Consider the following 23,770-nt stretch of genomic DNA (forward strand, 5'->3'; position numbering starts at 1 on the left):
TTGCAACATCAGCCGAGCAAGGCTCACATCAACCCAGGACTCTCGTTATGGCTGGATGAGAAACGGGGGTCACGTCAGGGGTTCGACCGCTAACTCAATGATGTCCGAGCTGGTTACCGGGAAGCCCGGTCTACCCCCGCCGCAGCTCGGGCAGCGACGTTGAGCGATATCGGTGCCGTTTGCGCCATACTCGGTCGAGCAGCGTTGGCACTTCAGAACGTAGACCTTCTGGCCATGGTCCGTACCGGCCAAGCCCGTTGGCCCCAGGACTTGCTGGCCGTTCGGGTTCACGAAACCGGTTCGGGTGCTGAACGCCATAGCTTGGCCTCTAGATCGGCTGGGACGAGGGCGGGCCGGGACTCCGGCGTTTTGGTCGGTCAGCGCTTATCGGTTCCGACCCACTTGTAGCGCAGCTCCACAGAGTCGGCGTTCAGCACGAGCATTTTCTTGCCCAGCATGCCGATCATCTTCTCCGACTTGCCGTCGTAGTCGAATTTCATGTCGCGGTGGCGAGCGCCTTCGGTGAACGTGAAATTGAGCAGCCCGCCATAGTAGCCGTCGAAGGTGACGACCTGCTCGACCTGGGCGTCCGCAACCCGCTTCATCTTGCTGAAGGAGATTTGGCCGAGCTCTTCCGGTCGGACGCTTCTAGACCAAACGGTCCGCATGCCATTCCGAACCGAGTTATCGACCACCCATTGCAGCCGGCCGTCATCGTTGCGACGACGGAGGCCGATGGACTGCCAAACCACTCAAGCTGGTCGCATGCCTTTCCAATAGCTTAGGAGCGGAGTGTCAAACCGGTCCAGACTTGAGGTTTGTCAAAGCCGGCGAGTTCGCGCTCTGCGGCGATGCGAGCCCGCAGCCCGCATTGGTCATCCTTGAGCGATGAAGGTTTAGCCTAGCGCTTTGACCCTCAGCCAATGATCGAGCTGTCAGTCGATCTAACCTCCAGGTGTTCAGAGGAGGTTCTGATGTCTGTCTCAAAGTTCGCCATGTTGATCGCCGCCGCCGGTCTCGCCCTGACCGCCGCCGCCCCTGCCGCCGCCGAGTCCATCGCGCCTGTCGAGGTGACGGGCCGGGCCGCCACGACGGTGACCGTTCCCGTCCGTGGCCTGACGGATCGCCAGGTGCGCCAGGTGGTTCGGGTCGCCGCCAATCACGTCTGCCGCAATGCGGTGGCCAACTATGAGCTCGACACCTTCGACCAGGACTGGTGCGCGTCCCGGACCATGGACCGCACACTTGGGGAATTCCAGGCGCTCAAGCGCAGCGGCGCGAGCCAGCTCGCTTGGGTGAACCTGACCATCACGGCCGATTGAGCGCGGTCGTGATCATCCGCCGCAGCCTGGCGTCCTGACCGGCGTCGGGCTGCGGCTTGATGTTCGGCAATCCGTGCAAGGCCGGGTTCCGCTAAGTCCGACAGGCGGGCCTCTCCACCCGCCACGAGGACTTCCAATGCCCGGCATCGACCTGGATCGCCCCTTCTATCCGCTTGGGATCGCCGTCCTGACGATCTCGGACACCCGCACGCCGCAGACCGATACGTCGGGCGCGATGCTGGCGGATCGGCTCTCCGCCGCAGGCCACCGTCTGGCCGGCCGCGCCATCGTCCACGATGAGATCGAGGCCATCCGCGCGCAGGTCCAGGCCTGGGTCGCTGATCCCGAGGTCGAGGTGATCCTGACCACCGGCGGCACTGGCTTTTCCCCCCGCGACGTGACGCCCGAGGCGCTGCAGCCCCTGTTCCGGCGGGCGATGGAGGGCTTCTCCGTGGTCTTCCACCAGGCCAGCTACGGGACGGTGGGGGTCTCGACCCTTCAGTCGCGGGCCTTCGCCGGCCAGATCGAAGAGACCTTCGTCTTCTGTGTTCCGGGCTCCACCGGCGCCTGCCGCGACGCCTGGGACCTTGTCCTGGCCGAGGAGCTCGACAGCCGCTTCCGCCCCTGTTCCCTGGCCGGACAGATCCCGCGCCTACGGGGGATCTGCGCATGATCGGCGTTGAGGAGGCCCGAGCGCTTGTGGTTTCGGCGGCCCGGCCGCTGGGGACGGAAGCGGTTCCCCTCGCCAGCGCCGCCGGCCGGAGGTTGGCGGCCCCGGTGGTGGCGCCCCACGACGCCCCAGCGGTTCCGGTCTCGGCCATGGATGGCTACGCGGTCCGCGATGCAGATCTCGAAGCAGGGCCCTGCGTGCTGCCCCTGGCCGGCGCGTCCTTTGCGGGATCGCCGGAGCCCGCGCCTCTGCCGCCTGGCGCGTGTCTGCGCATCTTCACCGGCGCGCCCCTGCCACTGGGCGCGGATCGGGTGGTGATGCAGGAAGAGGTCGAGGCGCTCGAAGGTTCCGCCCGGTTCATCGGGCCGGTCATCGGTCGACGCCATGTCCGCGCCGCCGGCTCGGATTTCCACGCGGGCGACGTGCTGGTTCCGGCCGGCGCGGTCCTGACCCCGCAAAGACTCGTGGCTGCTGCGGCGGCGGACCAGGCCGCGCTGCAGGTCTGGCGCCGTCCCCGGGTGGCGATCCTGGCGACCGGCGATGAACTGGTGGAGCCCGGAAGCCTTCATGGTCGGCCCGGCGCCATCTGCGAGAGCGTGTCGTTCGGCGTCGCCGCCTTGGCCGAGACCTGGGGCGCGGACGTGGTCAGCCGCGGCCGCTGCCGCGATGATCTTCAAAGCCTGCAGGCCGCTGCGGCCTCCGCCGTCGCCGGCGCCGATGTGGTGGTGACCACCGGCGGGGCCTCGGTGGGGGAACGGGATTTCGCTCGCGCCATGTTCGAGCCGCTGGGCCTGGAGATCCTGTTCGCCAAGGTGGCGATGAAGCCCGGCAAGCCGATCTGGATCGGCCGGGTGGGCGCGACCTTCATCGTCGGGCTGCCGGGCAATCCGACCTCGGCCCTGGTGACCGCCCGGCTGTTCCTGGCGCCCCTGCTCGCCGGCCTGGCAGGCGCGGACCCCGAACGCGCATGGGCCTGGCGCCGGCTGCCGCTGGCGGGGCCAGTGGGGTGCGCCGGGGATCGGGAGACCTTCGCCCTTGGACGCTGCGGCGCAGGCGGTGTCGAGATGCTGGTGGTGCAGGACTCGGCCTCCCAACGGTCGCTGTGCGAGGCCGACCTCCTGATCCGCCGCCGTCCCGGGGCAAGTGGGGCGGCGGCGGGAGAGCCGGTCGAGTGTCTCTCGTTCTGACCAGCTCGGTAGGTGTGCTCAGGCGAACCGAGGAAACAGCACCTCGTTCTCGAGCCGCATGTGCTCGCGCAGGTCCGTATCGAGCTTGCGGCATCCCTCGATGAGGGCGCGCCAGGACCGACAGGCGTCGGCGGGCGCGGTGAAGCCGGCGGTCAGGTCCGCCAGGCGGGCGAGCTGAGCCTCGACGTCCTGGTGCTCGGCCATCATCCGGGCGATGGGGTGGCCGATCATCGGATGACCCCCGTCCAGCATCATGGGGAACAGCACCTGCTCCTCCTTGCGCTGATGGCCGCACAGGTCATCCAGAATGAAGGACAGGTGGTCCGCGAGCCCCGCCGGCGTCGCCGGATGCTCGGCGTGAACAGCCTCCACCTTGCGGGCCAGGAGAACGAGATTCCCCAGTTCGGCCAGATGGACGACATGGTATCGCTCCAGGATATGCGCGATCAACTCGGCGGAGGACGTCGCCGATCCGACCGGCGGATCAAGAACGGGCGCGGCGGGGCAGGGCATGGAACCTCCTATGCCGTGCAGCCTATCGCGCCGGCGCCACCCGCGCCTTGAAGCCCGTCCGACCTGCGCTTGATGTCGGGCAATTCGCCGGGCGCCGTTTGCGCCGGCCTGCGGCTGTGTGACCACCCTGACCGGCGCCGCACCGACTCGCCGAGGCTTTCGCTCCCCTTGAAGGAGAGCGCCCACATGGCCTTCGACAATCCCCTGGCCAGCGAGATCTGGTCCGCCAAGTACCGTTTCGTCAGCCCGGAGGCAGGGGCGGAACCGCAGGTCGAGGACACCTGGCGCCGGATCGCCCAGGCCACCGCCCAGGCCGAGCGGCCGGAGCTGCGCGAGACCATCGCCGAGCGCTTCTATCGTGCGCTGGAGGGGCATCGCTTTCTGCCCGCTGGCCGGATCATCGCCGGCGCGGGATCAGGGCGCGCGGTGACCCTGTTCAACTGCTTCGTCATGGGCGCCATTCCTGACGACCTGGGCGGGATCTTCGAGCATGTCCGGGAAGCCGCTGTGACCCTGCAACAGGGCGGCGGCGTGGGCATGGACTTCTCCTCGATCCGCCCGACCGGCGCGCCGGTTCGCGGCGTGGCGGCCGACGCCTCCGGGCCGCTCAGCTTCATGGATGTCTGGGACGCCATGTGCCGCACCATCATGTCCGCGGGCCAGCGTCGCGGGGCGATGATGGGCTGCCTGCGCATCGACCACCCCGATATCGAGGCCTTCATCGACGCCAAGCGCGACCCCGCGCGGTTCCGCAATTTCAACCTCTCGGTCCTGGTCAGCGGCGCCTTCATGGCGGCCCTGGCCGCGGACGGCGACTGGCCCCTGGTCTTCGACGGCCAGGTCCTGAAGGTGGTGCGCGCGGCCGATCTCTGGGCGCGGCTGATGCGCGCGACCTATGACGCCGCCGAGCCGGGCGTGATCTTCATCGATCGGGTGAACGCCGCCAACAACCTGGCCTATTGCGAGACCATCCTGGCCAGCAATCCGTGCGGGGAGCAGATGCTGCCCGCCTATGGCGCCTGCCTGCTGGGTTCGATCAACCTGGCCAAGCTGGTGCGTCGGCCCTTCGAGCCCGACGCCGCCCTGGACGAGGCCGATCTGGCGGAGCTGACCCGCACCGGTGTGCGTCTGCTGGACAATGTGATCGATGTCTCGCGCTTCCCGCTGGAGGCCCAGGCGGCGGAGGCCAAGGCGAAGCGGCGCATTGGCCTGGGTGTTACGGGCCTGGCGGACGCCCTGGTGTTCTGCGGGGCCGCCTATGGCGGAGAGCGCGCGGTGGACCTGACCCGCCGCTGGCTCGGGGTGATCAAGCGCGAGGCCTATCGCGCCTCGGCCGAACTGGCCGCCGAGAAGGGGCCGTTCCCGCTCTATGATCCGCAGATCCTTGAGCGCCCCAACCTGCTCGGCCTGGACGAGAGCGTCCGCGACCTGATCCGCGCCCAGGGTCTGCGCAATGGCTGCCTGACCTCCATCGCGCCCACTGGCACCACCTCGCTCCTGGCCGGCAATGTGTCCTCGGGCGTCGAGCCGGTCTTCGCCTACAGCTATGTCCGCAAGGTGCGCCAGCCGGACGGATCGAGCCGCGAGGAGCCGGTGGAGGATTTCGCCCTGGCGACCTGGAAGCGGCTCAAGGGCGATGTCCCGCCGCCCGCGGACGTCTTCGTCAGCGCCCAAACGCTGGCCCCAGCCGACCACTTGCGCATGCAGGCGGTGGCCCAGACCCTGGTCGACAGCTCGATCTCAAAGACCGTCAACTGCCCTGAAGACATCGCCTTTTCGGCCTTCCAGGACATCTACCGCACGGCCCATGAGGCGGGGTGCAAGGGGCTGACCACCTACCGGCCCAATGCGGTGACCGGGTCGGTGCTCAGCGTCGCCGCGCCGGCCAAGGCGTCGGTCGCCGAGCCAGCCCTCTCGCCCCGGCCGGAGCGGCTGGAAGGGGCGACCTACAAGATCCGCTGGCCGCAGAGCGCGCACGCCGTCTACGTCACGATGAACGACACGGTGGACGACGAGGGCCATCGCCGCCCCTTCGAGATCTTCGTCAATTCCAAGAACATGGAGCACCACGCCTGGACCCTGGGCCTGACCCGGATGATCTCGGCCGTCTTCCGGCGCACGGGGGAGGTGGGCTTCGTCGCCGAGGAGCTACAGGCGGTGTTCGATCCCTGCGGCGGCGCCTGGCTGGAGGGCCGCTATGTGCCGTCGCTGCCGGCAGCGATCGGCGGGGTGATCGCCCGCCATCTGGGCGGTGCGGCGTCGCCGGTGACCGAGGCCGCGGCGACGGCGGCCATCGGACCCGCCCCGGCGGTCTGTCCGTCCTGCGGCGCGGCGGCCCTGATCCGCAAGGAGGGCTGCGACACCTGCCAGGCCTGTGGGCACTCAAAATGCGGCTGACCCGGTCGGCTTGATCGCTGACAAGCCGCGACGCGGCCGGGCTCAAGGGCTCGGCGCGCGCGGGGGGCTAGGATCTCCGCCCGCTGTCCGACAGGAGCCCCCATGTCCACCGCCGCCGACCGTAGGGCCTATCGCGGCCCGGCCCTGTTCAGCTTCGGCTTTCGGCCCTTCTTCCTCTCTGCGGGGGTGTGGGCGGCGCTGACCGTTCCCCTGTGGCTGACGGCCCGTATCGGCCTTATGCCGCCCTCCGGAATCGACCGGGTCTGGCATGCCCACGAGATGCTGTTCGGCTACCTTGCGGCGGTGGTCGCGGGCTTCCTGCTGACCGCCGTGCCCAACTGGACAGGCCGCATACCGGTCCTGGGGCGACCGCTCGCCGCACTTTGGGCGCTCTGGCTCGCCGGACGCCTGGCCATGGTGACCCCCTGGGCCCTTAGCCCTTGGGCTTGGGGGCTTGACAGCCTGTTCCTGCTGGTCTTCGCCGGGGTGATCTGGCGCGAGATCCTGTCCGGCCGCAACTGGCGCAACCTCGGCGTCGCCGCCATGGTCAGCCTGCTGGCCCTGGCCCATCTGGCCTTCCATCTGTTGCCGGAGGCTTCGGTCCCAGCGGCGGAACGCGCCGCCGTCGCCCTGGCCGCAACCCTGATCGCCCTGATCGGAGGTCGGGTCACCCCCAGCTTCACCCGCAACTGGCTCGCGCCGCGCGGGGAGGCGGACGCCGTGCGCACCCGGCCCCGGCTGGACCTGGCCGGCGTCATCGCCTGTGCGCTCGGCGGGGCCGCCTGGACGCTCTGGCCGCAACAGCCGCTGGCGGGCGCCGTCCTGGTGATCGCCGGGGGGCTCAGCCTGGCGCGGCTCGCGGGCTGGGGTGGCTTGCGCACCCTGTCCGAGCCCTTGGTGCTGGTGCTTCACCTTGGCTACCTCTGGCTGGGCCTCGGATTGGTCCTCGTGGGCGCCTCGGCCCTCAGTCCCCTTGTGCCGTACACGGCGGGACTGCACGCCCTGACCGCCGGCGCGGTCGGGGTCATGACCCTGGCCATGATGACGCGGGCGAGCCTTGGCCACACCGGGCGGCCGCGGACGGCGGGGCCTGCGACCCGCGCCGTCTTCTGGCTAGCCAATCTCGCGGCGGTCCTGCGGGTTGCAGCGGGCCTGGGCGCCTCGGAGGCGTTGCTCAGCCTCTCCGGCCTGGCCTGGACGGCGGCCTTCGGTCTCTTCGCCGTCAGCTATGGGCCGATGCTGATCCTGCCCCGGCGGGCGGCTTGAGCATCATCAAGATCGGCTTTGGCCGGGGTCATGGGGGTCGCGCCGAACCCGCCCTAGGCTCTGGGTCTGGTCTCCGCGATGGGGCGGGATTTCCTTCCCGGATTGCCGCCCCGGAGACCAGCGCGGCTTGACTTGCCGGCGCCGGATCCCCCCGGCGTCGGTCTTGTCTGTGGGGTTAGCCGAAGCGCGCCTGGCTGCGGCGGGCTTCCGAGGCGGTCCGCTCCAGCTCAGCTGCGCCGGCCAGCAGGTCACCCGCGGGCCCGGCGCCGTCGATCAGCGGATCCGGCTTGGCCAGGCGATTGAGCACCACGGGCCGGGCGATGGTCACCTCAGGGCCCTGCACCACCACGCCGTAGTCGGCCAGGTTGGCGAAGGCGCGCGACAGGTTTTCGGGGGTCATGCCCAGCAGGGAGGCGAGCACGCGCTTTTCGTGCGGCAGGATCAGGGTCGGGCCGCCGCCTTGCCGGGTCTGTTCGACCATAAGGTAGTTGGCCAGGCGCTCGGCCCCGCCGCGCAGCTTCTGGTTCTTCACCGTGCGCACCAGGCCGCGGTAGCAGCCGGCGAGCTCGCGGGCGACCGCCAGGCCGAAGGCTGCGTCGTCCTCCATGCCCCGACGGACGGCCTCAGCCGACAGCATCAGGATGTCGGAACGCTCAATGGTGCGCGCGGTCATCAGGGCGTCGGCGTCCAGCACCACGGCGGCCAGGATGAAGGTCGAGACCGGACGCAGGACCGCCAGGGTGGTCTCCTTGTCGTTCCACGTGCCCTGGAGCTCCGCCTGGCCTTCGATCAGCACATAGAGGAAGTCCACCGGGTCGCCTTCGGTCAGCAGGGTCGTCCCGGCCGGGAACTTCTGCAGGAACCCGCCAGCGGTCAGGGACTGGAACGTCCGGTCCGAGGCGGCGGCAAACATCGGCAGGGCCCGAACCCTGTCCAGGTCCGCTTCACGCATCGCCATTCGGAATCTCCCCTTCTTGCCATCGGAACATCGCAGGCGGACGCCGCCTCACCTTGACATGGATCAAGCAATGCAGATCGCCCGCTTGACGTTTTTCAAGAGGTGAATTGATCGAAAGTAATAATTCGATTGATGACTAAAGAAGCTCGCTTTTACGTTCAGTATATCGGGTCAAAAATACGCAATCCGCCGCCGTATGATTGATCTGCGTCAATGGTGATCATGAGTGTTCTCTGAGTAGTGCGGCTCGAGCCGTGGCGCATGGGGCGTCGCCGACTCGGGGGCAGGTCCATGGGCACGGACACGCAGAGGATGGCGCCGGGCGCCGGGATGGCGCTGGGGATGAGCACCCTGGCCTTCACCGTCTGCTTCGCGGTGTGGACCATCTTCTCCATCATCGGGGTGCAGATCAAAAAGGAGCTGGGCCTCACCGAGGCCGAGTTCGGGCTGCTGGCCGGCACGCCGATCCTCACCGGGTCGCTGGTCCGCATCGGCCTGGGCGTCTGGAGCGACCGGTACGGCGGCCGGGTGGTCAACCTGGTGGTGATGCTGTCGGCGGCCCTGGCCACCTTCCTGCTCTCCCACGCCAAGACCTATCCGCAGTTCCTGGTCGCCGCGCTCGGCGTCGGCATGGCCGGGGGCTCCTTCGCCGTCGGCGTCGCCTATGTGTCGAAGTTCTTCCCCAAGGCGCGGCAGGGCACGGCGCTGGGTATTTTCGGGGCCGGCAATGTCGGGGCCGCGGTCACCAAGTTCGCCGCTCCCTTCGTGATGCTGGCCTATGGCTGGACGGCGGTGGCGCAGATCTGGGCGGGGACGCTCGCAGTCATCGCCCTGGTCTTCTTCCTGCTCACCCGCGACGAGCCGCAGCTGGCGGCCCAGCGCAGCGCCAAGGCGCCGGCCGAGCCCCTGGCGGCGCAGCTTGCGCCCCTGATGAAGCTGCAGGTCTGGCGGTTCGCCCTCTACTACTTCTTCGTCTTCGGGGCCTTTGTCGCCCTGTCCCTCTGGCTGCCCCACTACCTGGTCGGGGTCTATGGGCTCGACATCCGCACGGCCGGCATGCTGGCCGCCGCCTACTCGATCCCCGGCTCCATGTTCCGGATCTTCGGGGGCTGGCTCTCGGACAAGATCGGCGCCCGCCGGGTGATGTACGTCACCTTCGGGGTGAGCGTGATCTGCACCTTCTTCCTGTCCTATCCGCCCACCAGCTACGTGGTCGACGGCGTCCACGGCCCGATCAGCTTCCGCCTGGCCACCGGCCTGCCGGCCTTCGTGATCCTGTTGTTCAGCCTGGGCTTCGCCATGAGCCTTGGGAAGGCGGCGGTCTACAAGCACATCCCCGTCTACTACCCGGAGCACATCGGCGCGGTCGGCGGCCTGGTGGGCATGGTCGGCGGCCTGGGCGGGTTCGTCCTGCCCATCGCCTTCGGCGCCCTGAACGACCTCACCGGCGTCTGGACCAGCTGCTTCATGCTGCTGTTCGCCCTGGTGGCCTCGGCCCTGGCCTGGATGCACTTCGCCATCCGCCGGATGGAACGCGCCCGCACCCCCGAGCTCGCGGCCCTGCCCGAGCTGCCGGAGATGGCCGGCCTTCACCCTTCACCTGACGCGGGCCAAGCCCGCGCCGCCTCCTGAGACTGGAGCGCACCCTATGACCTCCAATGCGAAACATGTGCTGGCCGACTGGCGGCCGGAAGATCCCAAGTTCTGGGATGACCGGGGCCGCGCCATCGCCAACCGCAACCTGTGGATCTCCGTCCCCAACCTCCTGCTGGCCTTCTCGGTCTGGATGGTCTGGTCGATGGTCGTGGCCAAGCTGAAGCTGATCGGCTTCAAGTTCACCACGGACGAGCTGTTCTGGCTCACCGCCCTGCCAGCCCTGTCGGGCGCCACCTTGCGGATCTTCTACAGCTTCATGGTGCCGGTGTTCGGCGGCCGGCTGTGGACGACGCTCTCCAGCCTGTCGCTGCTGATCCCGGCGGTCGGCATCGGCCTGGCGGTCCAGAACCCGGCGACGCCCTATTCGGTGTTCGTGACCCTGGCCTTGCTCTGCGGCCTGGGCGGCGGCAACTTCGCCTCTTCCATGGCCAACATCTCGTTCTTCTTCCCGAAGCGCGAGAAGGGCAACGCGCTCGCCCTCAACGCCGGTGTCGGCAATCTGGGCGTCAGCGTCATGCAGTTCCTGGTGCCGATTGTCGTCACCCTGGGCGCCTTCGCACCCGTGGTCGGCGCGCCGCAGACCGCCATCGAGAAGGGCGTCGAAAGCCAAGTCTGGCTGCAGAACGCCGGCTTCGTCTGGATCCCCTTCATTGTCGCCTCAGCCGCCCTGGCCTGGTTCGGCATGAACGACATCGCCTCGGCCCGCGCGTCCTTCCGCGACCAGTCCGTGGTGTTCAGCCGCAAGCACAACTGGCTGATGTGCTGGCTCTATGTCGGCACCTTCGGCTCGTTCATCGGCTTCTCGGCGGCCTTCCCGCTGCTGACCAAGACCTTGTTCCCCGAAGCCAACGCCTTGCAGTACGCCTTCCTGGGGCCGTTCGTCGGCGCAGCCTCGCGGGCCCTGACCGGCTGGGTCTCCGACCGGTTCGGCGGCGAGCGCGTCACCCACTGGGTGTTCCTGGCCCTCGGCGCCGGGGTGCTGGTGCTGCTGAAGTCGGTCGGCGGCTTCGGCGGCGAGGCCTCGTTCCCGCTCTTCTTCGCCGGCATCATGTGGCTGTTCTTCTGGACCGGGGTCGGCAACGCCTCGACCTTCCAGATGATCCCCGCGATCGTGCGCAACGACATGCCCCGGCTGGCCCCCCTGGCCACGCCTGAGGAGCGTCAGAAGCAGATCGAGCTCGAGTCCGCCGCCATCGTCGGCTTCTCCTCGGCCATCGGCGCCTTCGGCGGCTTCTTCATCCCCAAGGCCTTCGGCGACAGCCTCAAGGCCACCGGGCATCCCGAGACCGCGCTCTTCGTCTTCTTCGCCTTCTACCTGAGCTGCGTGGCCGTGAACTGGCTGTTCTACGCCCGCCGCGGCTCGATCCTTCGTCCCCTGACCCAAGCCAATCCGTCGGAGCGTGCGGCATGAGCCATACCCTCGATCGCCTCGCCTTCTTCACGCGCAAGACCGAGCTGTTCTCGAATGGTCACGGGGTGACCAATGACGAGGATCGCGCCTGGGAAGAGGCCTACCGGTCCCGCTGGCGCCACGACAAGATCGTGCGCTCCACCCACGGGGTGAACTGCACGGGCTCGTGCTCCTGGAAGATCTACGTCAAGGGCGGGATCGTCACCTGGGAGACCCAGCAGACCGACTATCCGCGCACCCGGCCCGAGTTGCCGAACCATGAGCCGCGCGGCTGCGCCCGGGGCGCCAGCTACAGCTGGTACCTCTACTCGGCCAACCGGGTGAAGTACCCGCTGATCCGCGGCCGGCTGCTGAAGCTGTGGCGCGCGGCGCGGGCCACCCTGTCGCCGGTGGCCGCCTGGGCCTCGATCCAGGCCGACCAGGCCAAGCGCGACAGCTATACCCGCATGCGTGGCTCAGGCGGCTTCGTGCGCGCCACCTGGGAGGAAGCGACCGAGATCGTCGCCGCCGCCAACGCCCACACCATCAAGCGCTGGGGCCCGGACCGGGTGTTCGGCTTCTCGCCGATCCCGGCCATGTCGATGGTCTCCTACGCCGCCGGCGCCCGCTATCTGCAGCTGCTGGGTGGGGTCTGCGGGTCGTTCTACGACTGGTATTGCGACCTGCCGCCGGCCTCGCCCCAGACCTGGGGCGAGCAGACCGACGTCGCCGAGAGCGCCGACTGGTACAATTCCGGCTTCCTGCTGCTGTGGGGCTCGAACGTCCCGCAGACCCGCACGCCGGACGCGCACTTCTACACCGAGGCCCGCTATCGCGGCGCCAAGTCCGTGGTGATCTGCCCCGACTATTCCGAAGCCTCCAAGTTCTCCGACCTGTGGCTGGCGGTGAAGCAGGGGACAGACGCCGCCCTGGGCATGGCCTTCGGCCACGTAATCCTCAAGGAGTACCATCAGGACCGCCAGGTCCCGTACTTCCGCGACTATGTGCGCAAGTACACCGACCTGCCCATGCTGGTCCGCCTGGTCCCGCAGGGCGACGGCTACGCGCCGGACCGGTTGCTGCGCGCCGCCGACTTCGAGGCCGACCTGGGCGAGGCCAACAATCCCGACTGGAAGACGGTCGCCGTCGACGAGGCCAGCGGCCAGGTCGTGGTCCCCAACGGCTCCATCGGCTTCCGCTGGGGCCAGGACGGCAAGTGGAACCTGGAAGAGCGGGACGGGCAGGGGCGTGACACCACCCTGCGCCTGGGCCTGAAGGGCGTCCATGACGAGGTCGCCGGGGTGCGTTTCCCCTATTTCGGCGGCGTCGCGCCTCAAGGTTTCGAGGCCACCGACCACCCCGATGTCCTGACCCGCAAGGTGCCGGTCAAGCGGATGCAGCTGAAGGATGGCGAGGCCCTGGTGGCCTGCGTCTATGACCTGTTCCTGGCCAATTATGGCGTCGATCAGGGCTTCGGCGGCGATCACATGCCGACCTCCTATGACGACCTGGAGCCCTATTCCCCGGCCTGGGCGGAGGCGGTGACCACCGTGCCGCGCGACCAGATCATCGCGGTCGCCCGCGGCTTCGCCACCAACGCCGAAAAGACCAATGGGCGTTCGATGGTGATCATCGGCGCGGCGATGAACCATTGGTTCCACATGGACATGAACTACCGCAGCGTCATCAACATGCTGGTGATGTGCGGTTGCGTCGGCCAGTCCGGCGGCGGCTGGTCGCACTATGTGGGCCAGGAGAAGCTGCGGCCCCAGACCGGCTGGGCCCCGCTGGCCTTCGGGCTCGACTGGTCGCGGCCCCCGCGCCAGCAGAACTCGACCTCGTTCTTCTACGCCCACACCGACCAGTGGCGGTATGAGACCTTGTCGACCGCCGAGATTCTGTCGCCGACCGCCGACGCCAGCGCCTTCACGGGCGCCCTGATCGACTTCAACGCCCGCGCCGAACGCATGGGCTGGCTGCCCTCGGCGCCGGCGCTGAAGACCAATCCTCTAGAGGTGGTCAAGGCCGCCGCCGCGGCGGGCGCGGACCCCAAGGCCTATGCCGTGGAGCAGCTCAAGGCGCGCAGCCTCGAGATGTCCTGCATGGACCCGGATGATCCGGCCAACTGGCCGCGCAACATGTTCGTCTGGCGCTCCAACCTGCTGGGGTCCTCGGGCAAGGGCCACGAATACTTCCTCAAGCACCTGCTGGGCGCCGAGCACGGGGTCCAGGGCAAGGACCTGGGCGAGGACGGCCGCGAGAAGCCGGAGGAGGTCGCCTGGCGCGACAAGGCGCCGGAGGGCAAGCTCGACCTGCTGGTCACCCTCGACTTCCGGATGAGCACGACGGCGGTCTATTCCGACATCGTCCTGCCCACGGCCACCTGGTACGAGAAGAACGACCTCAACACCTCCGACATGCACCCCTTCATCCACCCGCTGTCGGCGGCGGTGGACCCGGCTTGGGAAGCCAAGTCGGACTGGGAGATCTTCAAGGTCATCGCCAAGCGGTTCTCCGAGGTGGCTCCGGAAGTCCTGGGCGTGGAGCAGGACCTGGTCCTGACCCCCATCCAGCACGACAGCGCCGCCGAGATGGCTCAGCCCTATGAGCCGCGCGACTGGTGGAAGGGCGAGTGCGAGCCGGTCCCCGGCAAGACCATGCCGCAGATCACCGTGGTCGAGCGCGACTATCCCAACCTCTACAAGCGCTTCACCTCGCTCGGCCCGCTGATGACCAAAGCCGGCAACGGCGGCAAGGGCCTGGCCTGGAACACCGAGCACGAGGTGGACCTGCTGCGCGGCCTGAACGGCGCCGTGCGCGAGCCGGGCGCCAGCGAAGGCCTGGCCCGGATCGAGACCGACATCGACGCCTGCGAGACCATCCTGACCCTCGCGCCGGAGACCAACGGCGAGGTGGCGGTGAAGGCCTGGGCGGCCCTGTCCAAGCAGACCGGCCGCGACCACACCCACCTGGCCTTGCCCAAGGAGGACGAGAAGATCCGCTTCCGCGACCTGCTCGCCCAGCCGCGCAAGATCATCTCTTCACCGATCTGGTCGGGCCTGGAGAGCGAGCACGTCTGCTACAACGCCGGCTACACCAATGTGCACGAGCTGATCCCCTGGCGGACCCTGACCGGACGCCAGCAGCTCTACCAGGATCACCCCTGGATGCGGGCCTTCGGCGAGGCGCTGTGCGTCTATCGTCCGCCGGTCGACCTGAAGACCACCTGGGTCAAGGGCCATAAGCCCAACGGCGAGACTGAGATCGTCCTCAACTTCATCACCCCGCACCAGAAGTGGGGCATCCACTCCACCTATTCCGACAACCTCTTGATGCTCACCCTGAACCGGGGTGGGCCGGTGGTCTGGATTTCGGAGACGGACGCGGCGAAGGCCGGGATCGTCGACAACGACTGGATCGAGGTCTTCAACGCCAACGGGGCGCTGACGGCGCGGGCGGTGGTCTCCCAGCGGATCCGTGAAGGCACGACCTTCATGTACCACGCCCAGGAAAAGATCGTGAACACGCCGGGGTCCCAGATCACCGGCAAGCGCGGCGGGATCCACAACTCGGTCACCCGCGTGGTGCTCAAGCCCACCCACATGATCGGCGGCTACGCCCAGCTCGCCTACGGCTTCAACTACTACGGAACCGTGGGCTCCAACCGCGACGAGTTTGTCGTCGTCCGCAAGATGACCAAGGTCGACTGGCTTGAGGCGCCTCGGTCCCAGAAGGAGGCCGCCCAATGAAAGTCCGCGCCCAGATCGGCATGGTCCTGAACCTGGACAAGTGCATCGGCTGTCACACCTGCTCGGTCACCTGCAAGAACGTCTGGACCAATCGCGAAGGCGTTGAATACGCCTGGTTCAACAACGTCGAGACCAAGCCGGGCGTCGGGTTCCCCAAGGATTGGGAGAACCAGAAGCGCTGGAACGGCGGCTGGCGGCGTAAGGCCAACGGCAAGATCGAGCCGCGCATGGGGTCCAAGTGGCGGATCCTGGCGAAGATCTTCGCCAACCCAGACCTGCCGCAGATTGACGACTACTACGAGCCCTTCGATTTCGACTACGCGCATCTGCAGACCGCGCCCGAGGTCCAGGCCTTCCCGACCGCCCGCCCGCGTTCGAAGATCACCGGCGAGCGGATGGAGAAGATCGAGTGGGGTCCCAACTGGGAGGAGATCCTGGGCGGGGAGTTCGCCAAGCGCTCGGCCGACTACAACTTCGAAGGCGTCGAGAAGGAGATCTACGGGGCCTTCGAAAACACCTTCATGATGTACCTGCCCAGGCTGTGCGAGCATTGCCTGAACCCGGCCTGCGTGGCCGCCTGTCCGTCCGGCGCGATCTATAAGCGCGAGGAGGACGGCATCGTCCTGATTGACCAGGACAAGTGCCGCGGCTGGCGGATGTGCGTCTCGGCCTGCCCGTACAAGAAGATCTATTACAACTGGGACTCCGGGAAATCGGAGAAGTGCACCTTCTGCTTCCCGCGCATCGAGGTGGGTCAGCCCACCGTCTGCTCGGAGACCTGTGTCGGCCGCATCCGCTATCTCGGCGTGCTGCTCTATGACGCCGACCGGATCGAGGCCGCGGCTTCGGCGCCGGACGAGAAGGACCTCTACCAGGCCCAGCTCGACCTGTTCCTGGACCCGAATGACCCGGCGGTGATCGCCCAGGCGCGGGCCGATGGCGTGCCGGAAGCCTGGCTGGAGGCCGCGCGCCAGAGCCCGGTCTACAAGATGGCCATCGACTGGAAGGTCGCCTTCCCGCTGCACCCGGAATACCGGACCCTGCCGATGGTCTGGTACGTGCCGCCGCTGTCGCCGATCCAGCACGCCGCCGCCGTCGGCGCCCTGGAGACGGACGAGGCCATGCCCGATGTCCGCAGCCTGCGGATCCCCGTCCGCTACCTCGCTAACCTGCTCACCGCCGGCGCCGAGGAGCCTGTGGTCCTGGCCCTGGAGCGGATGCTGGCCATGCGCGCCTTCATGCGCGCCCGCAGCATCGAGGGCCGCATCGACCATGGCCTGGCCGAGCGCGTCGGGCTCACCGCGGGCCAGGTCGAGGACATGTACCGCTACATGGCCATCGCCAACTACGAGGACCGCTTCGTCATCCCCACCACCCACCGCGAGGTGGTGGAGGACGCCTACGACCTGCGGGGCGACTGCGGTTTCAGCTTCGGGAACGGCTGCTCCGGCGGCCGCACCGAACTCGGCCTGTTCGGCCGCAATCCGCGCTCCCGCGCCAAGCCCCTCATGGAGGTTTGAGATGTCCCTCAGCTATCGCGCCCTGGCGCTGCTGCTCTGCTACCCGACTGAGGCCGTCCGGGCTGAACTGCTCGCCGCCGCGGCGATCCTGTCGGAGGACGCCGCCCTGCCGGAGCCCATCCGTCGGGCCCTGGTCCGCCTCTCCCACGCCATCGCGGTGGGCGACCTCTATGAGCGCCAGGAAGAGTATGTCTGGCTGTTCGACCGGACCCGCTCCCTGTCGCTGAATCTCTACGAGCATGTGCACGGTGAGAGCCGCGACCGTGGCCAGGCCATGGTGGCCCTGCTGGAGCTTTACCGCGAGCACGGCCTGGAGCTGTCGGCCAACGAGCTGCCCGACCACCTGCCGGTGTTCCTGGAGTTCCTGAGCACCCTGCCGGACGCGCAGGCCGCCTCGCTGCTGGCCGAGGCCAGCCACGTCCTGGCGGCCCTGTCGGAGCGCCTGCACAAGCGCGGCAGTCCCTATCGCGCGGTCTTCGGCGCCCTCGGCGCCCTGGCCGGGGAGACGCCGGACGCCGCCGCCCTGGCGGCCCTGCTGCAGGAACCCGACGACGATCCGGACGATCTCGCCGGCCTCGACAAGCTCTGGGCCGAGAGCGCCGTCACCTTCGGTCCTGGCGAAGCCGGCTGTCCCAAGGCCGAGGCCCTGGTCCGCGCCATGTCGCCCGCCGCACCCGCCGCGGTCGCGGCCCAGTAGGGGAGAAGCATCATGGATTTCAATCAGCTGGCCTTTGGGGTCTATCCCTACATCGCCCTCTCGGTGCTGGCGCTCGGCTCGGTGATCCGTTTCGACCGCGAGCAATACACCTGGCGCAGCGGGTCCTCCCAGCTGCTGCGACGGCGCCAGCTCATGGTCGGCTCGGTGCTGTTCCACCTGGGCGTCCTGATGATCTTCGCCGGCCATTTCGTCGGCCTGCTGACGCCGATCTGGGTGTTCGACGCCCTGGGCGTGGCCCACTCGGCCAAGCAGATGCTGGCCATCGTCGCCGGCGGCTTCGCGGGGACCTTCGGCCTGGCCGGGGCGCTCATCCTGCTGCACCGCCGGCTTACCGACCCGCGCATCCGCAAGACCTCCAGCTTTGGCGACATCGCCATCCTGGTCCTGCTGGTCGCCCAACTGGTCCTCGGGCTCTCGACCCTGCCGGTCTCGCTGCAGCACCGCGACGGGCACGAGATGGTCAAGTTCATGAACTGGGCCCAGGGGATCTTCAGCTTCCGGGCCGGGGCCGCCGACTACGTGGCCGACGCCGCCCCGGTGTTCAAGGCGCATCTGGTGCTGGGCCTGACCATCCTGCTGGTCTTCCCCTTCACCCGCCTGGTCCACATGCTCTCGGCGCCCGTCTGGTACATGGGCCGCCGCGGCTGGCAGCTGGTCCGCTCTAAGCGGGCCTTCCGTCCCACCTACATCTCACGGGAGCGCTGAGCCATGCGCAGCCTGGTCGTCGGCGGGGTCCAGATCCCCGAAGCCCTCATCGCCCGCGAGGCGCAGAACCATCCCGCCTCGGACGGGGCCCAGGCCTGGGCCGAGGCGGCGCACGCCCTGGCCGTCCGCGCCCTGCTGTTGCATCGCGCCCGGCAACTGGACCTGGAGCCCGATCCGGAGATCGACGCCGCAGGGCGCGAGGAGACGCCGGAAGAGGCGCTGATCCGCGCCGTCCTCGACCTGGAAGTGACCGTCGAGGCACCGACGGAGGCGGAGTGCCGCCGGGTCTATGAGATCCAGGCCGAGCGCTTCCGCACCCCGGACCTGGTCGAGGCCTCGCACATCCTGCTGGCGGCCGAAGGCGACGAGGGCCGACAAGCCGCCCTGGACGTGATCGCCGACCTCGCCTGCGCGCCGGGCCGTTTCGCCGAACTGGCCAGGACTCTCTCGGCCTGCTCCTCCGCCGCGGTGGGCGGGTCCCTGGGCCAGCTCGGGCCGGGCGACCTGGTGGGCGAGGTCGAGGCGGTGCTGGCGCGGCTGCAGCCGGGCCAGGTCTCGTCCGAACCCGTGCGGTCGTGCTTCGGTTGGCACGTCCTGCGGCTCGATCGCCGGATCGAGGGGCGGGCTCTGCCCTTCGAACACGTTGAGCCGAACATTCGCCTGAACCTCGAAGGCCGCGCCTGGTCCAACGCAGCCGCCCGCTATGTCTCTGCCCTCGCCGACCAGGCCCGCCATGACGGCGTGATCCAGGCGACGGACGGCGAGGCGGAGGAGGGCGGCGCCACCCTGGGCGCGCTGCTGGTGGCCGACGTCACCGCGGGACGCCTCGCCGCCTGGCTCGGGGCCGCCGACCCGGCCCTCCTGGCGCGCGTCGAAGCCGCCGCCGGCCAGGCCGAAACGCCCCTCGCCACCTGGGTCGGAAGCCAGGCCAGAGCCTTTGTCGCCGACGCCGACGATGAAGCCTGGACCCAGCTGATCTCCGCCGCCCAGGGCGCGGCTGACCCGGCCTTGGCGGCCCTCGCGTCCATCCTGCGGGGCAAGCTCGCCCCGGAGCCGCGCCGCTTCACCGTCATCCAAAGGAGAGCCTGATCATGGCCGCCGCCTTCCGTGCTGCTCAGTGTCTTGCGCCGATCATGGCCGGCGCCCTCCTGGCGCCGAGCGCCGCCTTCGCCGCCGCCCCCGCCGGCAAGCTCATCTTCGAACAGCGCCTGCGTTATGAGAGCGTGGATCAGGACAACCTGCCCGAAACAGCGGGGGCGCTGACCCTGCGCACCCGCCTCGGCTACGAGACCCCGGCCTGGCATGGGCTGAAGGCCCTGGTGGAAGGCGAGAACGTGCTGGTGCTCTCGGATCGCTACAACAGTACGATCAACGGCAAGACCCGCTATCCTACGGTCGCCGATCCCGAGGCGACGGAGCTGAACCGGCTGCAGGTCGCCTGGACCGGCGACAAGGGCGGGGTCACGGTCGGCCGCCAGCGCATCATCCTGGGTGGCGCACGTTTCGTCGGCAATGTCGGCTTCCGCCAGAACGAGCAAACCTTCGACGCCGTCCGCCTCGACCTCAAGCCGGCCAAGGGCGTGACCGCGACCTACGCCTATGTGGACAAGGTCCATCGGGTGTTCGGCCCCGACAGCCCCCAGGGCGAATGGGACAGCCAATCCCACCTGATGCAGGTGGACGCCGCGACGCCGGCGGGTCAGCTGACCGCCTATGGCTTCCTGCTCGACTTCGCCAATGCGCCTGCCCAGTCCAGCGCCACCTATGGCCTGCGCCTGGCGGGCTCCAGGCCCCTCGGCGACGGGCGCGCCCTGACCTATGAGGGCGAGTACGCGCGCCAGAGCGACTACGGCTCCAATCCAGCGAGCTTCAGCCTGGACTATCTGGGCGCCGGCCTGGGGCTGAAGACCGCCAAGGGCGCGGTGAGCCTCGGCTATGAGCGGCTGGATGGCGATGGCCGCCAGGGCTTCCAGACGCCGCTTGCGACCCTCCACGCCTATCAGGGCTGGGACGACGTCTTCCTGACCACCCCGCGCAACGGGGTTCGCGACCTGAACCTGCGCGCGACCCGGACGGTCAAGCTGTCCAACGGCAAGGCCTTGCGCCTGCAACTGGCGGCCCACAACTTCGAGGCGGCCAAGGGCGCCCAGGCCTATGGCTCCGAACTCGACGTGCTGGCGGCCTATCCGCTGACCAAGCGCCTGAACCTGGAGGCCAAGGCGGCGCGGTTCGACGGTGTCGGTCCAGCCTATCCGGACCGCACCAAGGTCTGGGTCAACCTGGAGTTCAAGCTGTGACCAGGGATGCGGCCAAGGCCGCCGACCGCGCCATCGAGCCCTTGCCCGACAGCCTGGTCGCCGATCCGCTCAGCTTCTTCTTCGCCGAGCACTATCGGCACCGCCAGCTGTGCCACGCCATCGATCAGCTGGCGGCGGCCACTTTCTTCGACGCCGCGGCGGTGAGCGAGGTGGTGGACTTCCTGCGCTACGAGGCGCCCGTCCACATCATCGACGAGGAAGAGGATCTGTTCCCGCTGCTGCGCCGCCGCTGCCAGCCGGAAGACGACCTCGAACGGATCCTGGGGCTGCTGTCGGCCGAGCACAAGGCTGACGGGGTCCTTGGCCGTCAGGTGCGCCAGCATCTGGAAGCCTGCCTGGAGGCCCGCGAGGCGCCGGGCGGCCAGATGGATCGCCGACGCGACCTGAGCCAGTTCGCCGCCCAGGAGCGCCGACATCTGGCGCTCGAGAACGCCATCGTCCTGCCGATCGCGCGCCTGCGCCTGTCGCAGGAGGATCTCAAGGCGCTCAGCCGCCGGCTCGCGGCCCGCCGCGGCCGGGTGCTGTGCGAGGACGACCGGTGATCGAGGAGCTGTTCGCGCGGAACCTGCGCTGGGCCGCGGCCCGCACCCGCAGCGACCCGGAATACTTCCGCCGACTGGCCGCCCAGCAGGCGCCGGACTACCTGTGGATCGGCTGCTCCGACAGCCGCGTGCCGGCCAACGAGATCGTCGGCCTGGATCCGGGCGAGCTGTTCGTCCACCGCAATGTCGCCAATCTCGCCCCGCCCCAGGACGCCAACTTCCTGTCGGTGCTGCAGTTCGCGGTGGAGATCCTGCGGGTCCGCCATGTGATCGTCTGCGGACACTATGGCTGCGGCGGGGTGCGCGCCGCGCTCAGCGGGGAGCGGCATGGGCTCATCGACCACTGGCTGCAGCCGGTCGCGTGCCTGTGCGCCGAGCACGCCGGAGAGCTCGAGGCCATCGCCGACTTCGACGCCCGAGTGAACGATGTCTGCGAGCGCAATGTGAAGGCCCAGGTGGCCGCCGTGGCCGCCAACCCCTTTGTCCGTGACGCCTGGCGGCGGGGCCAGCCCCTGTCGGTCCATGGCTGGATCTACTCGGTCCAGGACGGCCTGCTGCGGGACCTGGAGACCAGTGTCGGCGGCGCGGCCGCGGCCCAGCGGCTGGTGACCGGAGCCGTGCGGCGGCCGCCGCCCCGCCCGCGCGTCGGGCGTCACAGATGACCTCGGACCTGGCGGCGGTGGTGCTGGCTGGCGGCGAGGGGCGCCGGATGGGCGGCGACAAGCCTTTGCGGCTGCTGAAAGGCCGCCCCCTGATCGACTGGGCGCTAGACTTCGCCCTTCAGCGCGCCCCGTCCGTGGCGGTGTCCGTGCGAAGGACCGGCCAGGCAGGCCAAGGCCTGCGGGCGCCTGAACTGCCAGACCCGCTCGATGTTGAGGGGCCTATGGCGGGCCTCTCCGCGGCGCTGACCTTTGCGGGACAGGTCGGGGCGCGGCGTCTTCTGTTGCTGCCCTGCGACGCACCACACCTGCCGCGAGACCTGGCTGACCGCCTGGGCGAGGCCCTGGAGGGGGCGCCTGGGTCGCGGGCGGCCCTGGCGGTCTCCGGCGACCGGCTGCATCCGGCCTGCTCGCTCTGGGAGGCGTCCTGTGTCGGGGAGATCGGCGCCTATCTCGCGACGGGTCGTTCGTCCCTGCGGGGGTTCGCCGAGCAGGTCGGCTGCGTCACGGCGGCCTGGCCGGACCCGGCCGCCTTTGCCAACCTGAACACCCCGCAAGACCTGGCGCAGGCTCAGGCGGCCGTGACCAGTTGCGGGACGCCTGCCGCCACCAGGCGCTTCAGATAGTCGAGCATCGCCGTCCTGCCTGGCTGATGCGGCGATGCTCCCTCCTCGGAGGCGTTGGAGATGCACGCCAGGATGGCCAGGAGCATCCGCCCGTCACTGTCCGGGTCGCCCAAGGCGAGGCCGGGCAGGCCCCAGACCGGCGCTTCACGGGCCATCATCGCCCATAGACCAGGATCACCCTTGGCAGCCTTGGCCAGTTCGGCGTGCGCGCGGAATGGCGGCTCCTGCAGCAGGCCCCAGTAGAGGTCGATCAGGGCCGAGGGGGAGCGCATCCCCATCGGGCCTTGGGCCACCGCCGCCAGCCGCTCATTGCGCCGCCGGACCACATGGGCATGCAGCGCCCGCAGGAAGGCCGGGCGATCCGCGAAGTGATAGTAGATGACACCGCGAACGACGCCGGCCTGCTGGGCGATCCGCGCATAGCTCGCCGCATGAAGTCCCTCGCGCGCAATGATCTGCAGCGCGGCGTCCATCAACTGGCCGCAGGTGAAGTCCGCCTTGCGGTGCGCGCGGGCGTGGTTCGCCGCCGTCACGATCCTGGTCATCTGGGCCTCCTGGTGGAAGCCTAGGGCGGGGGCTGCGGCGCTTGCGCCTGCGGCGTCTGCGCGGGCGCGCGCGAAAATCAGCAACCTGTGGCGGCCGCCGCGATTGTCGGGACTTGAAACTTATCAAGCGCCTGGCTGGCGCACTTGGGGCGCGGACGGGTTCTTTCGCCGCCAGCCGGGCGGTAGAAGGGGAGCATGACCGGCGCGTCCTTGCGCCGTTTCGGAGGCGGCTGGGTTGGACGCGCGCACGCAGGCTTTTGGCGGCCCCGCCCTGATCGACGGGTTCGGTCGCACGGTGACCTATCTGCGGGTCTCGGTCACGGACCGATGCGACCTGCGCTGCGTCTATTGCATGGCCGAGCACATGACCTTCCTGCCGAAGAAGGAGGTGCTGACCCTCGAGGAGCTGGACCGCATCGCCTCGGCCTTCGTGGGCTTAGGGGTGAGGAAGCTGCGGATCACCGGCGGCGAGCCCCTGGTGCGCAAAGGCGTGATGGACCTGATCGGATCCCTGGGCCGTCACCTGAGGTCCGGCGCCCTGGACGAGCTGACCCTGACCACCAACGGCACGCGCCTGACCGAGTTCGCGGACCAGCTGGCAGCTGCGGGCGTGCGGCGGGTCAATGTCTCGCTGGACACCCTGAAGCCCGAGCTGTTCCGCACCCTGACCCGCGGCGGCCAGCTCGCCCAGGTCATCGCCGGGATCGACGCGGCCCAGGCCGCCGGCCTGAAGGTCAAGATCAACGCCGTGGCGCTGAAGGATGACAACGCCGGCGAGCTGCCCGAGCTGATCGCCTGGGCCCATGGCCGGGGCTGCGACATGACCCTGATCGAGGCCATGCCCCTGGGCGAGATCGAGGTCGACCGCACCGACCAGTTCCTGTCGCTGAAGGACGTTCGCCGCGAGCTGGAGAGCTTCTGGACCCTCACCGACATCGACCACCAGACCGGTGGCCCGGCCCGCTATGTCCGCGTGGCCGAGACCGGCGGCCGGCTGGGCTTCATCACCCCGCTCAGCCATAACTTCTG

At 68.9% G+C, this 23,770-nt stretch carries 21 protein-coding genes; 17 read left to right on the top strand and 4 right to left on the bottom strand.

What is annotated here, in order from left to right; translation table 11 throughout:
* Positions 1 to 377: 377 nt before the first annotated feature.
* Positions 378 to 605, bottom strand: coding sequence for a hypothetical protein (locus ACFQ27_RS17045; RefSeq protein WP_374345571.1), 228 nt, complete (start codon positions 603 to 605; stop codon positions 378 to 380).
* A gap of 369 nt (positions 606 to 974) precedes the next feature.
* Between ACFQ27_RS17045 and ACFQ27_RS17050 the strand changes: the two genes are divergently transcribed.
* From ACFQ27_RS17050 to ACFQ27_RS17060, 3 genes are all read left to right on the top strand, one after another.
* Positions 975 to 1,322, top strand: a complete 348-nt coding sequence (locus tag ACFQ27_RS17050; RefSeq protein ID WP_374345570.1) for a hypothetical protein — start codon at positions 975 to 977, stop codon at positions 1,320 to 1,322.
* Positions 1,323 to 1,458: 136 nt separating this feature from the next.
* Positions 1,459 to 1,995: a molybdenum cofactor biosynthesis protein B gene (gene moaB, locus ACFQ27_RS17055; protein ID WP_374345569.1), complete on the top strand. Its 537-nt coding sequence runs from the start codon at positions 1,459 to 1,461 to the stop codon at positions 1,993 to 1,995.
* A complete protein-coding gene (locus tag ACFQ27_RS17060) occupies positions 1,992 to 3,179 on the top strand; it encodes a molybdopterin molybdotransferase MoeA (RefSeq protein WP_374345568.1) in 1,188 nt (395 codons plus the stop codon). Before moaB ends, ACFQ27_RS17060 begins: the two co-directional genes overlap by 4 nt.
* 18 nt (positions 3,180 to 3,197) lie before the next feature.
* Here the strand turns inward: ACFQ27_RS17060 and ACFQ27_RS17065 are convergent, their stop codons facing one another.
* Positions 3,198 to 3,692 (bottom strand): hemerythrin domain-containing protein, encoded by a 495-nt coding sequence (locus ACFQ27_RS17065; RefSeq protein ID WP_374345567.1) that lies wholly within the window; start codon positions 3,690 to 3,692, stop codon positions 3,198 to 3,200.
* Between the two features lie 186 nt (positions 3,693 to 3,878).
* Between ACFQ27_RS17065 and ACFQ27_RS17070 the strand changes: the two genes are divergently transcribed.
* Together ACFQ27_RS17070 and ACFQ27_RS17075 are read left to right on the top strand one after the other, a co-directional pair.
* On the top strand, positions 3,879 to 6,089 hold the full coding sequence (locus tag ACFQ27_RS17070) for an adenosylcobalamin-dependent ribonucleoside-diphosphate reductase (protein ID WP_374345566.1): 2,211 nt from the start codon (positions 3,879 to 3,881) through the stop codon (positions 6,087 to 6,089).
* Positions 6,090 to 6,191: 102 nt separating this feature from the next.
* Positions 6,192 to 7,355 (top strand): NnrS family protein, encoded by a 1,164-nt coding sequence (locus ACFQ27_RS17075; protein WP_377354447.1) that lies wholly within the window; start codon positions 6,192 to 6,194, stop codon positions 7,353 to 7,355.
* A gap of 175 nt (positions 7,356 to 7,530) precedes the next feature.
* Here ACFQ27_RS17075 and ftrB read toward each other — a convergent pair whose 3' ends face one another.
* Positions 7,531 to 8,313: a transcriptional activator FtrB gene (gene ftrB / locus ACFQ27_RS17080; protein WP_374345564.1), complete on the bottom strand. Its 783-nt coding sequence runs from the start codon at positions 8,311 to 8,313 to the stop codon at positions 7,531 to 7,533.
* A gap of 291 nt (positions 8,314 to 8,604) precedes the next feature.
* Between ftrB and ACFQ27_RS17085 the strand changes: the two genes are divergently transcribed.
* Genes ACFQ27_RS17085 through mobA form a run of 11 tightly spaced genes read left to right on the top strand, consistent with a single transcriptional unit; the run spans position 8,605 to position 22,196 of the window.
* On the top strand, positions 8,605 to 9,945 hold the full coding sequence (locus ACFQ27_RS17085) for an MFS transporter (RefSeq protein ID WP_374345563.1): 1,341 nt from the start codon (positions 8,605 to 8,607) through the stop codon (positions 9,943 to 9,945).
* 16 nt (positions 9,946 to 9,961) lie between these two features.
* Complete coding sequence (locus ACFQ27_RS17090) at positions 9,962 to 11,380, top strand: NarK family nitrate/nitrite MFS transporter (protein WP_374345562.1); 1,419 nt, start codon at positions 9,962 to 9,964, stop codon at positions 11,378 to 11,380.
* Positions 11,377 to 15,108 carry a nitrate reductase subunit alpha gene (locus tag ACFQ27_RS17095; RefSeq protein ID WP_377354448.1) on the top strand — a complete coding sequence of 1,244 codons (3,732 nt, stop codon included), beginning with the start codon at positions 11,377 to 11,379 and terminating at the stop codon, positions 15,106 to 15,108. Before ACFQ27_RS17090 ends, ACFQ27_RS17095 begins: the two co-directional genes overlap by 4 nt.
* Positions 15,105 to 16,628 (top strand): nitrate reductase subunit beta, encoded by a 1,524-nt coding sequence (gene narH / locus ACFQ27_RS17100; RefSeq protein WP_374345560.1) that lies wholly within the window; start codon positions 15,105 to 15,107, stop codon positions 16,626 to 16,628. Before ACFQ27_RS17095 ends, narH begins: the two co-directional genes overlap by 4 nt.
* A 1-nt stretch (position 16,629) precedes the next feature.
* Entirely contained in the window at positions 16,630 to 17,325 is a 696-nt protein-coding gene (narJ, locus tag ACFQ27_RS17105; protein ID WP_374345559.1) for a nitrate reductase molybdenum cofactor assembly chaperone, read from the top strand.
* A gap of 12 nt (positions 17,326 to 17,337) precedes the next feature.
* Positions 17,338 to 18,051, top strand: coding sequence for a respiratory nitrate reductase subunit gamma (narI, locus tag ACFQ27_RS17110; protein ID WP_374345558.1), 714 nt, complete (start codon positions 17,338 to 17,340; stop codon positions 18,049 to 18,051).
* Between the two features lie 3 nt (positions 18,052 to 18,054).
* Positions 18,055 to 19,140 (top strand): peptidylprolyl isomerase, encoded by a 1,086-nt coding sequence (locus ACFQ27_RS17115; protein ID WP_374345557.1) that lies wholly within the window; start codon positions 18,055 to 18,057, stop codon positions 19,138 to 19,140.
* A gap of 2 nt (positions 19,141 to 19,142) precedes the next feature.
* Positions 19,143 to 20,348 (top strand): hypothetical protein, encoded by a 1,206-nt coding sequence (locus tag ACFQ27_RS17120; protein ID WP_374345556.1) that lies wholly within the window; start codon positions 19,143 to 19,145, stop codon positions 20,346 to 20,348.
* Positions 20,345 to 20,911 carry a hemerythrin domain-containing protein gene (locus tag ACFQ27_RS17125; RefSeq protein WP_374345555.1) on the top strand — a complete coding sequence of 189 codons (567 nt, stop codon included), beginning with the start codon at positions 20,345 to 20,347 and terminating at the stop codon, positions 20,909 to 20,911. The genes ACFQ27_RS17120 and ACFQ27_RS17125 overlap by 4 nt, the downstream gene beginning before the upstream one ends.
* A complete protein-coding gene (locus tag ACFQ27_RS17130) occupies positions 20,908 to 21,573 on the top strand; it encodes a carbonic anhydrase (protein WP_374345554.1) in 666 nt (221 codons plus the stop codon). Before ACFQ27_RS17125 ends, ACFQ27_RS17130 begins: the two co-directional genes overlap by 4 nt.
* A complete protein-coding gene (mobA, locus tag ACFQ27_RS17135) occupies positions 21,570 to 22,196 on the top strand; it encodes a molybdenum cofactor guanylyltransferase (protein ID WP_374345553.1) in 627 nt (208 codons plus the stop codon). Before ACFQ27_RS17130 ends, mobA begins: the two co-directional genes overlap by 4 nt.
* Here mobA and ACFQ27_RS17140 read toward each other — a convergent pair.
* A complete protein-coding gene (locus ACFQ27_RS17140) occupies positions 22,142 to 22,741 on the bottom strand; it encodes a TetR/AcrR family transcriptional regulator (protein ID WP_377354451.1) in 600 nt (199 codons plus the stop codon). The two genes, mobA and ACFQ27_RS17140, sit on opposite strands and share 55 nt — an antisense overlap.
* Before the next feature lie 235 nt (positions 22,742 to 22,976).
* Here ACFQ27_RS17140 and moaA point away from each other — a divergent pair.
* The coding region (moaA, locus tag ACFQ27_RS17145; protein WP_377354452.1) for a GTP 3',8-cyclase MoaA at positions 22,977 to 23,770 on the top strand (794 nt) is incomplete at its 3' end.

It is taken from the genome of Phenylobacterium conjunctum, from assembly GCF_042679085.1.
Classification (GTDB): Bacteria; Pseudomonadota; Alphaproteobacteria; order Caulobacterales; family Caulobacteraceae; genus Phenylobacterium; species Phenylobacterium conjunctum.

What these genes read in the sequence shown, in the direction of transcription:
- ACFQ27_RS17045 (WP_374345571.1), bottom strand. Translation starts at nt 605, where the DNA reads ATGAAGCGGGTTGCGGACGCCCAGGTCGAGCAGGTCGTCACCTTCGAC.
- ACFQ27_RS17050 (WP_374345570.1), top strand. Translation starts at nt 975, where the DNA reads ATGTCTGTCTCAAAGTTCGCCATGTTGATCGCCGCCGCCGGTCTCGCC.
- moaB (WP_374345569.1), top strand. Translation starts at nt 1,459, where the DNA reads ATGCCCGGCATCGACCTGGATCGCCCCTTCTATCCGCTTGGGATCGCC.
- ACFQ27_RS17060 (WP_374345568.1), top strand. Translation starts at nt 1,992, where the DNA reads ATGATCGGCGTTGAGGAGGCCCGAGCGCTTGTGGTTTCGGCGGCCCGG.
- ACFQ27_RS17065 (WP_374345567.1), bottom strand. Translation starts at nt 3,692, where the DNA reads ATGCCCTGCCCCGCCGCGCCCGTTCTTGATCCGCCGGTCGGATCGGCG.
- ACFQ27_RS17070 (WP_374345566.1), top strand. Translation starts at nt 3,879, where the DNA reads ATGGCCTTCGACAATCCCCTGGCCAGCGAGATCTGGTCCGCCAAGTAC.
- ACFQ27_RS17075 (WP_377354447.1), top strand. Translation starts at nt 6,192, where the DNA reads ATGTCCACCGCCGCCGACCGTAGGGCCTATCGCGGCCCGGCCCTGTTC.
- ftrB (WP_374345564.1), bottom strand. Translation starts at nt 8,313, where the DNA reads ATGGCGATGCGTGAAGCGGACCTGGACAGGGTTCGGGCCCTGCCGATG.
- ACFQ27_RS17085 (WP_374345563.1), top strand. Translation starts at nt 8,605, where the DNA reads ATGGGCACGGACACGCAGAGGATGGCGCCGGGCGCCGGGATGGCGCTG.
- ACFQ27_RS17090 (WP_374345562.1), top strand. Translation starts at nt 9,962, where the DNA reads ATGACCTCCAATGCGAAACATGTGCTGGCCGACTGGCGGCCGGAAGAT.
- ACFQ27_RS17095 (WP_377354448.1), top strand. Translation starts at nt 11,377, where the DNA reads ATGAGCCATACCCTCGATCGCCTCGCCTTCTTCACGCGCAAGACCGAG.
- narH (WP_374345560.1), top strand. Translation starts at nt 15,105, where the DNA reads ATGAAAGTCCGCGCCCAGATCGGCATGGTCCTGAACCTGGACAAGTGC.
- narJ (WP_374345559.1), top strand. Translation starts at nt 16,630, where the DNA reads ATGTCCCTCAGCTATCGCGCCCTGGCGCTGCTGCTCTGCTACCCGACT.
- narI (WP_374345558.1), top strand. Translation starts at nt 17,338, where the DNA reads ATGGATTTCAATCAGCTGGCCTTTGGGGTCTATCCCTACATCGCCCTC.
- ACFQ27_RS17115 (WP_374345557.1), top strand. Translation starts at nt 18,055, where the DNA reads ATGCGCAGCCTGGTCGTCGGCGGGGTCCAGATCCCCGAAGCCCTCATC.
- ACFQ27_RS17120 (WP_374345556.1), top strand. Translation starts at nt 19,143, where the DNA reads ATGGCCGCCGCCTTCCGTGCTGCTCAGTGTCTTGCGCCGATCATGGCC.
- mobA (WP_374345553.1), top strand. Translation starts at nt 21,570, where the DNA reads ATGACCTCGGACCTGGCGGCGGTGGTGCTGGCTGGCGGCGAGGGGCGC.
- ACFQ27_RS17140 (WP_377354451.1), bottom strand. Translation starts at nt 22,741, where the DNA reads ATGACCAGGATCGTGACGGCGGCGAACCACGCCCGCGCGCACCGCAAG.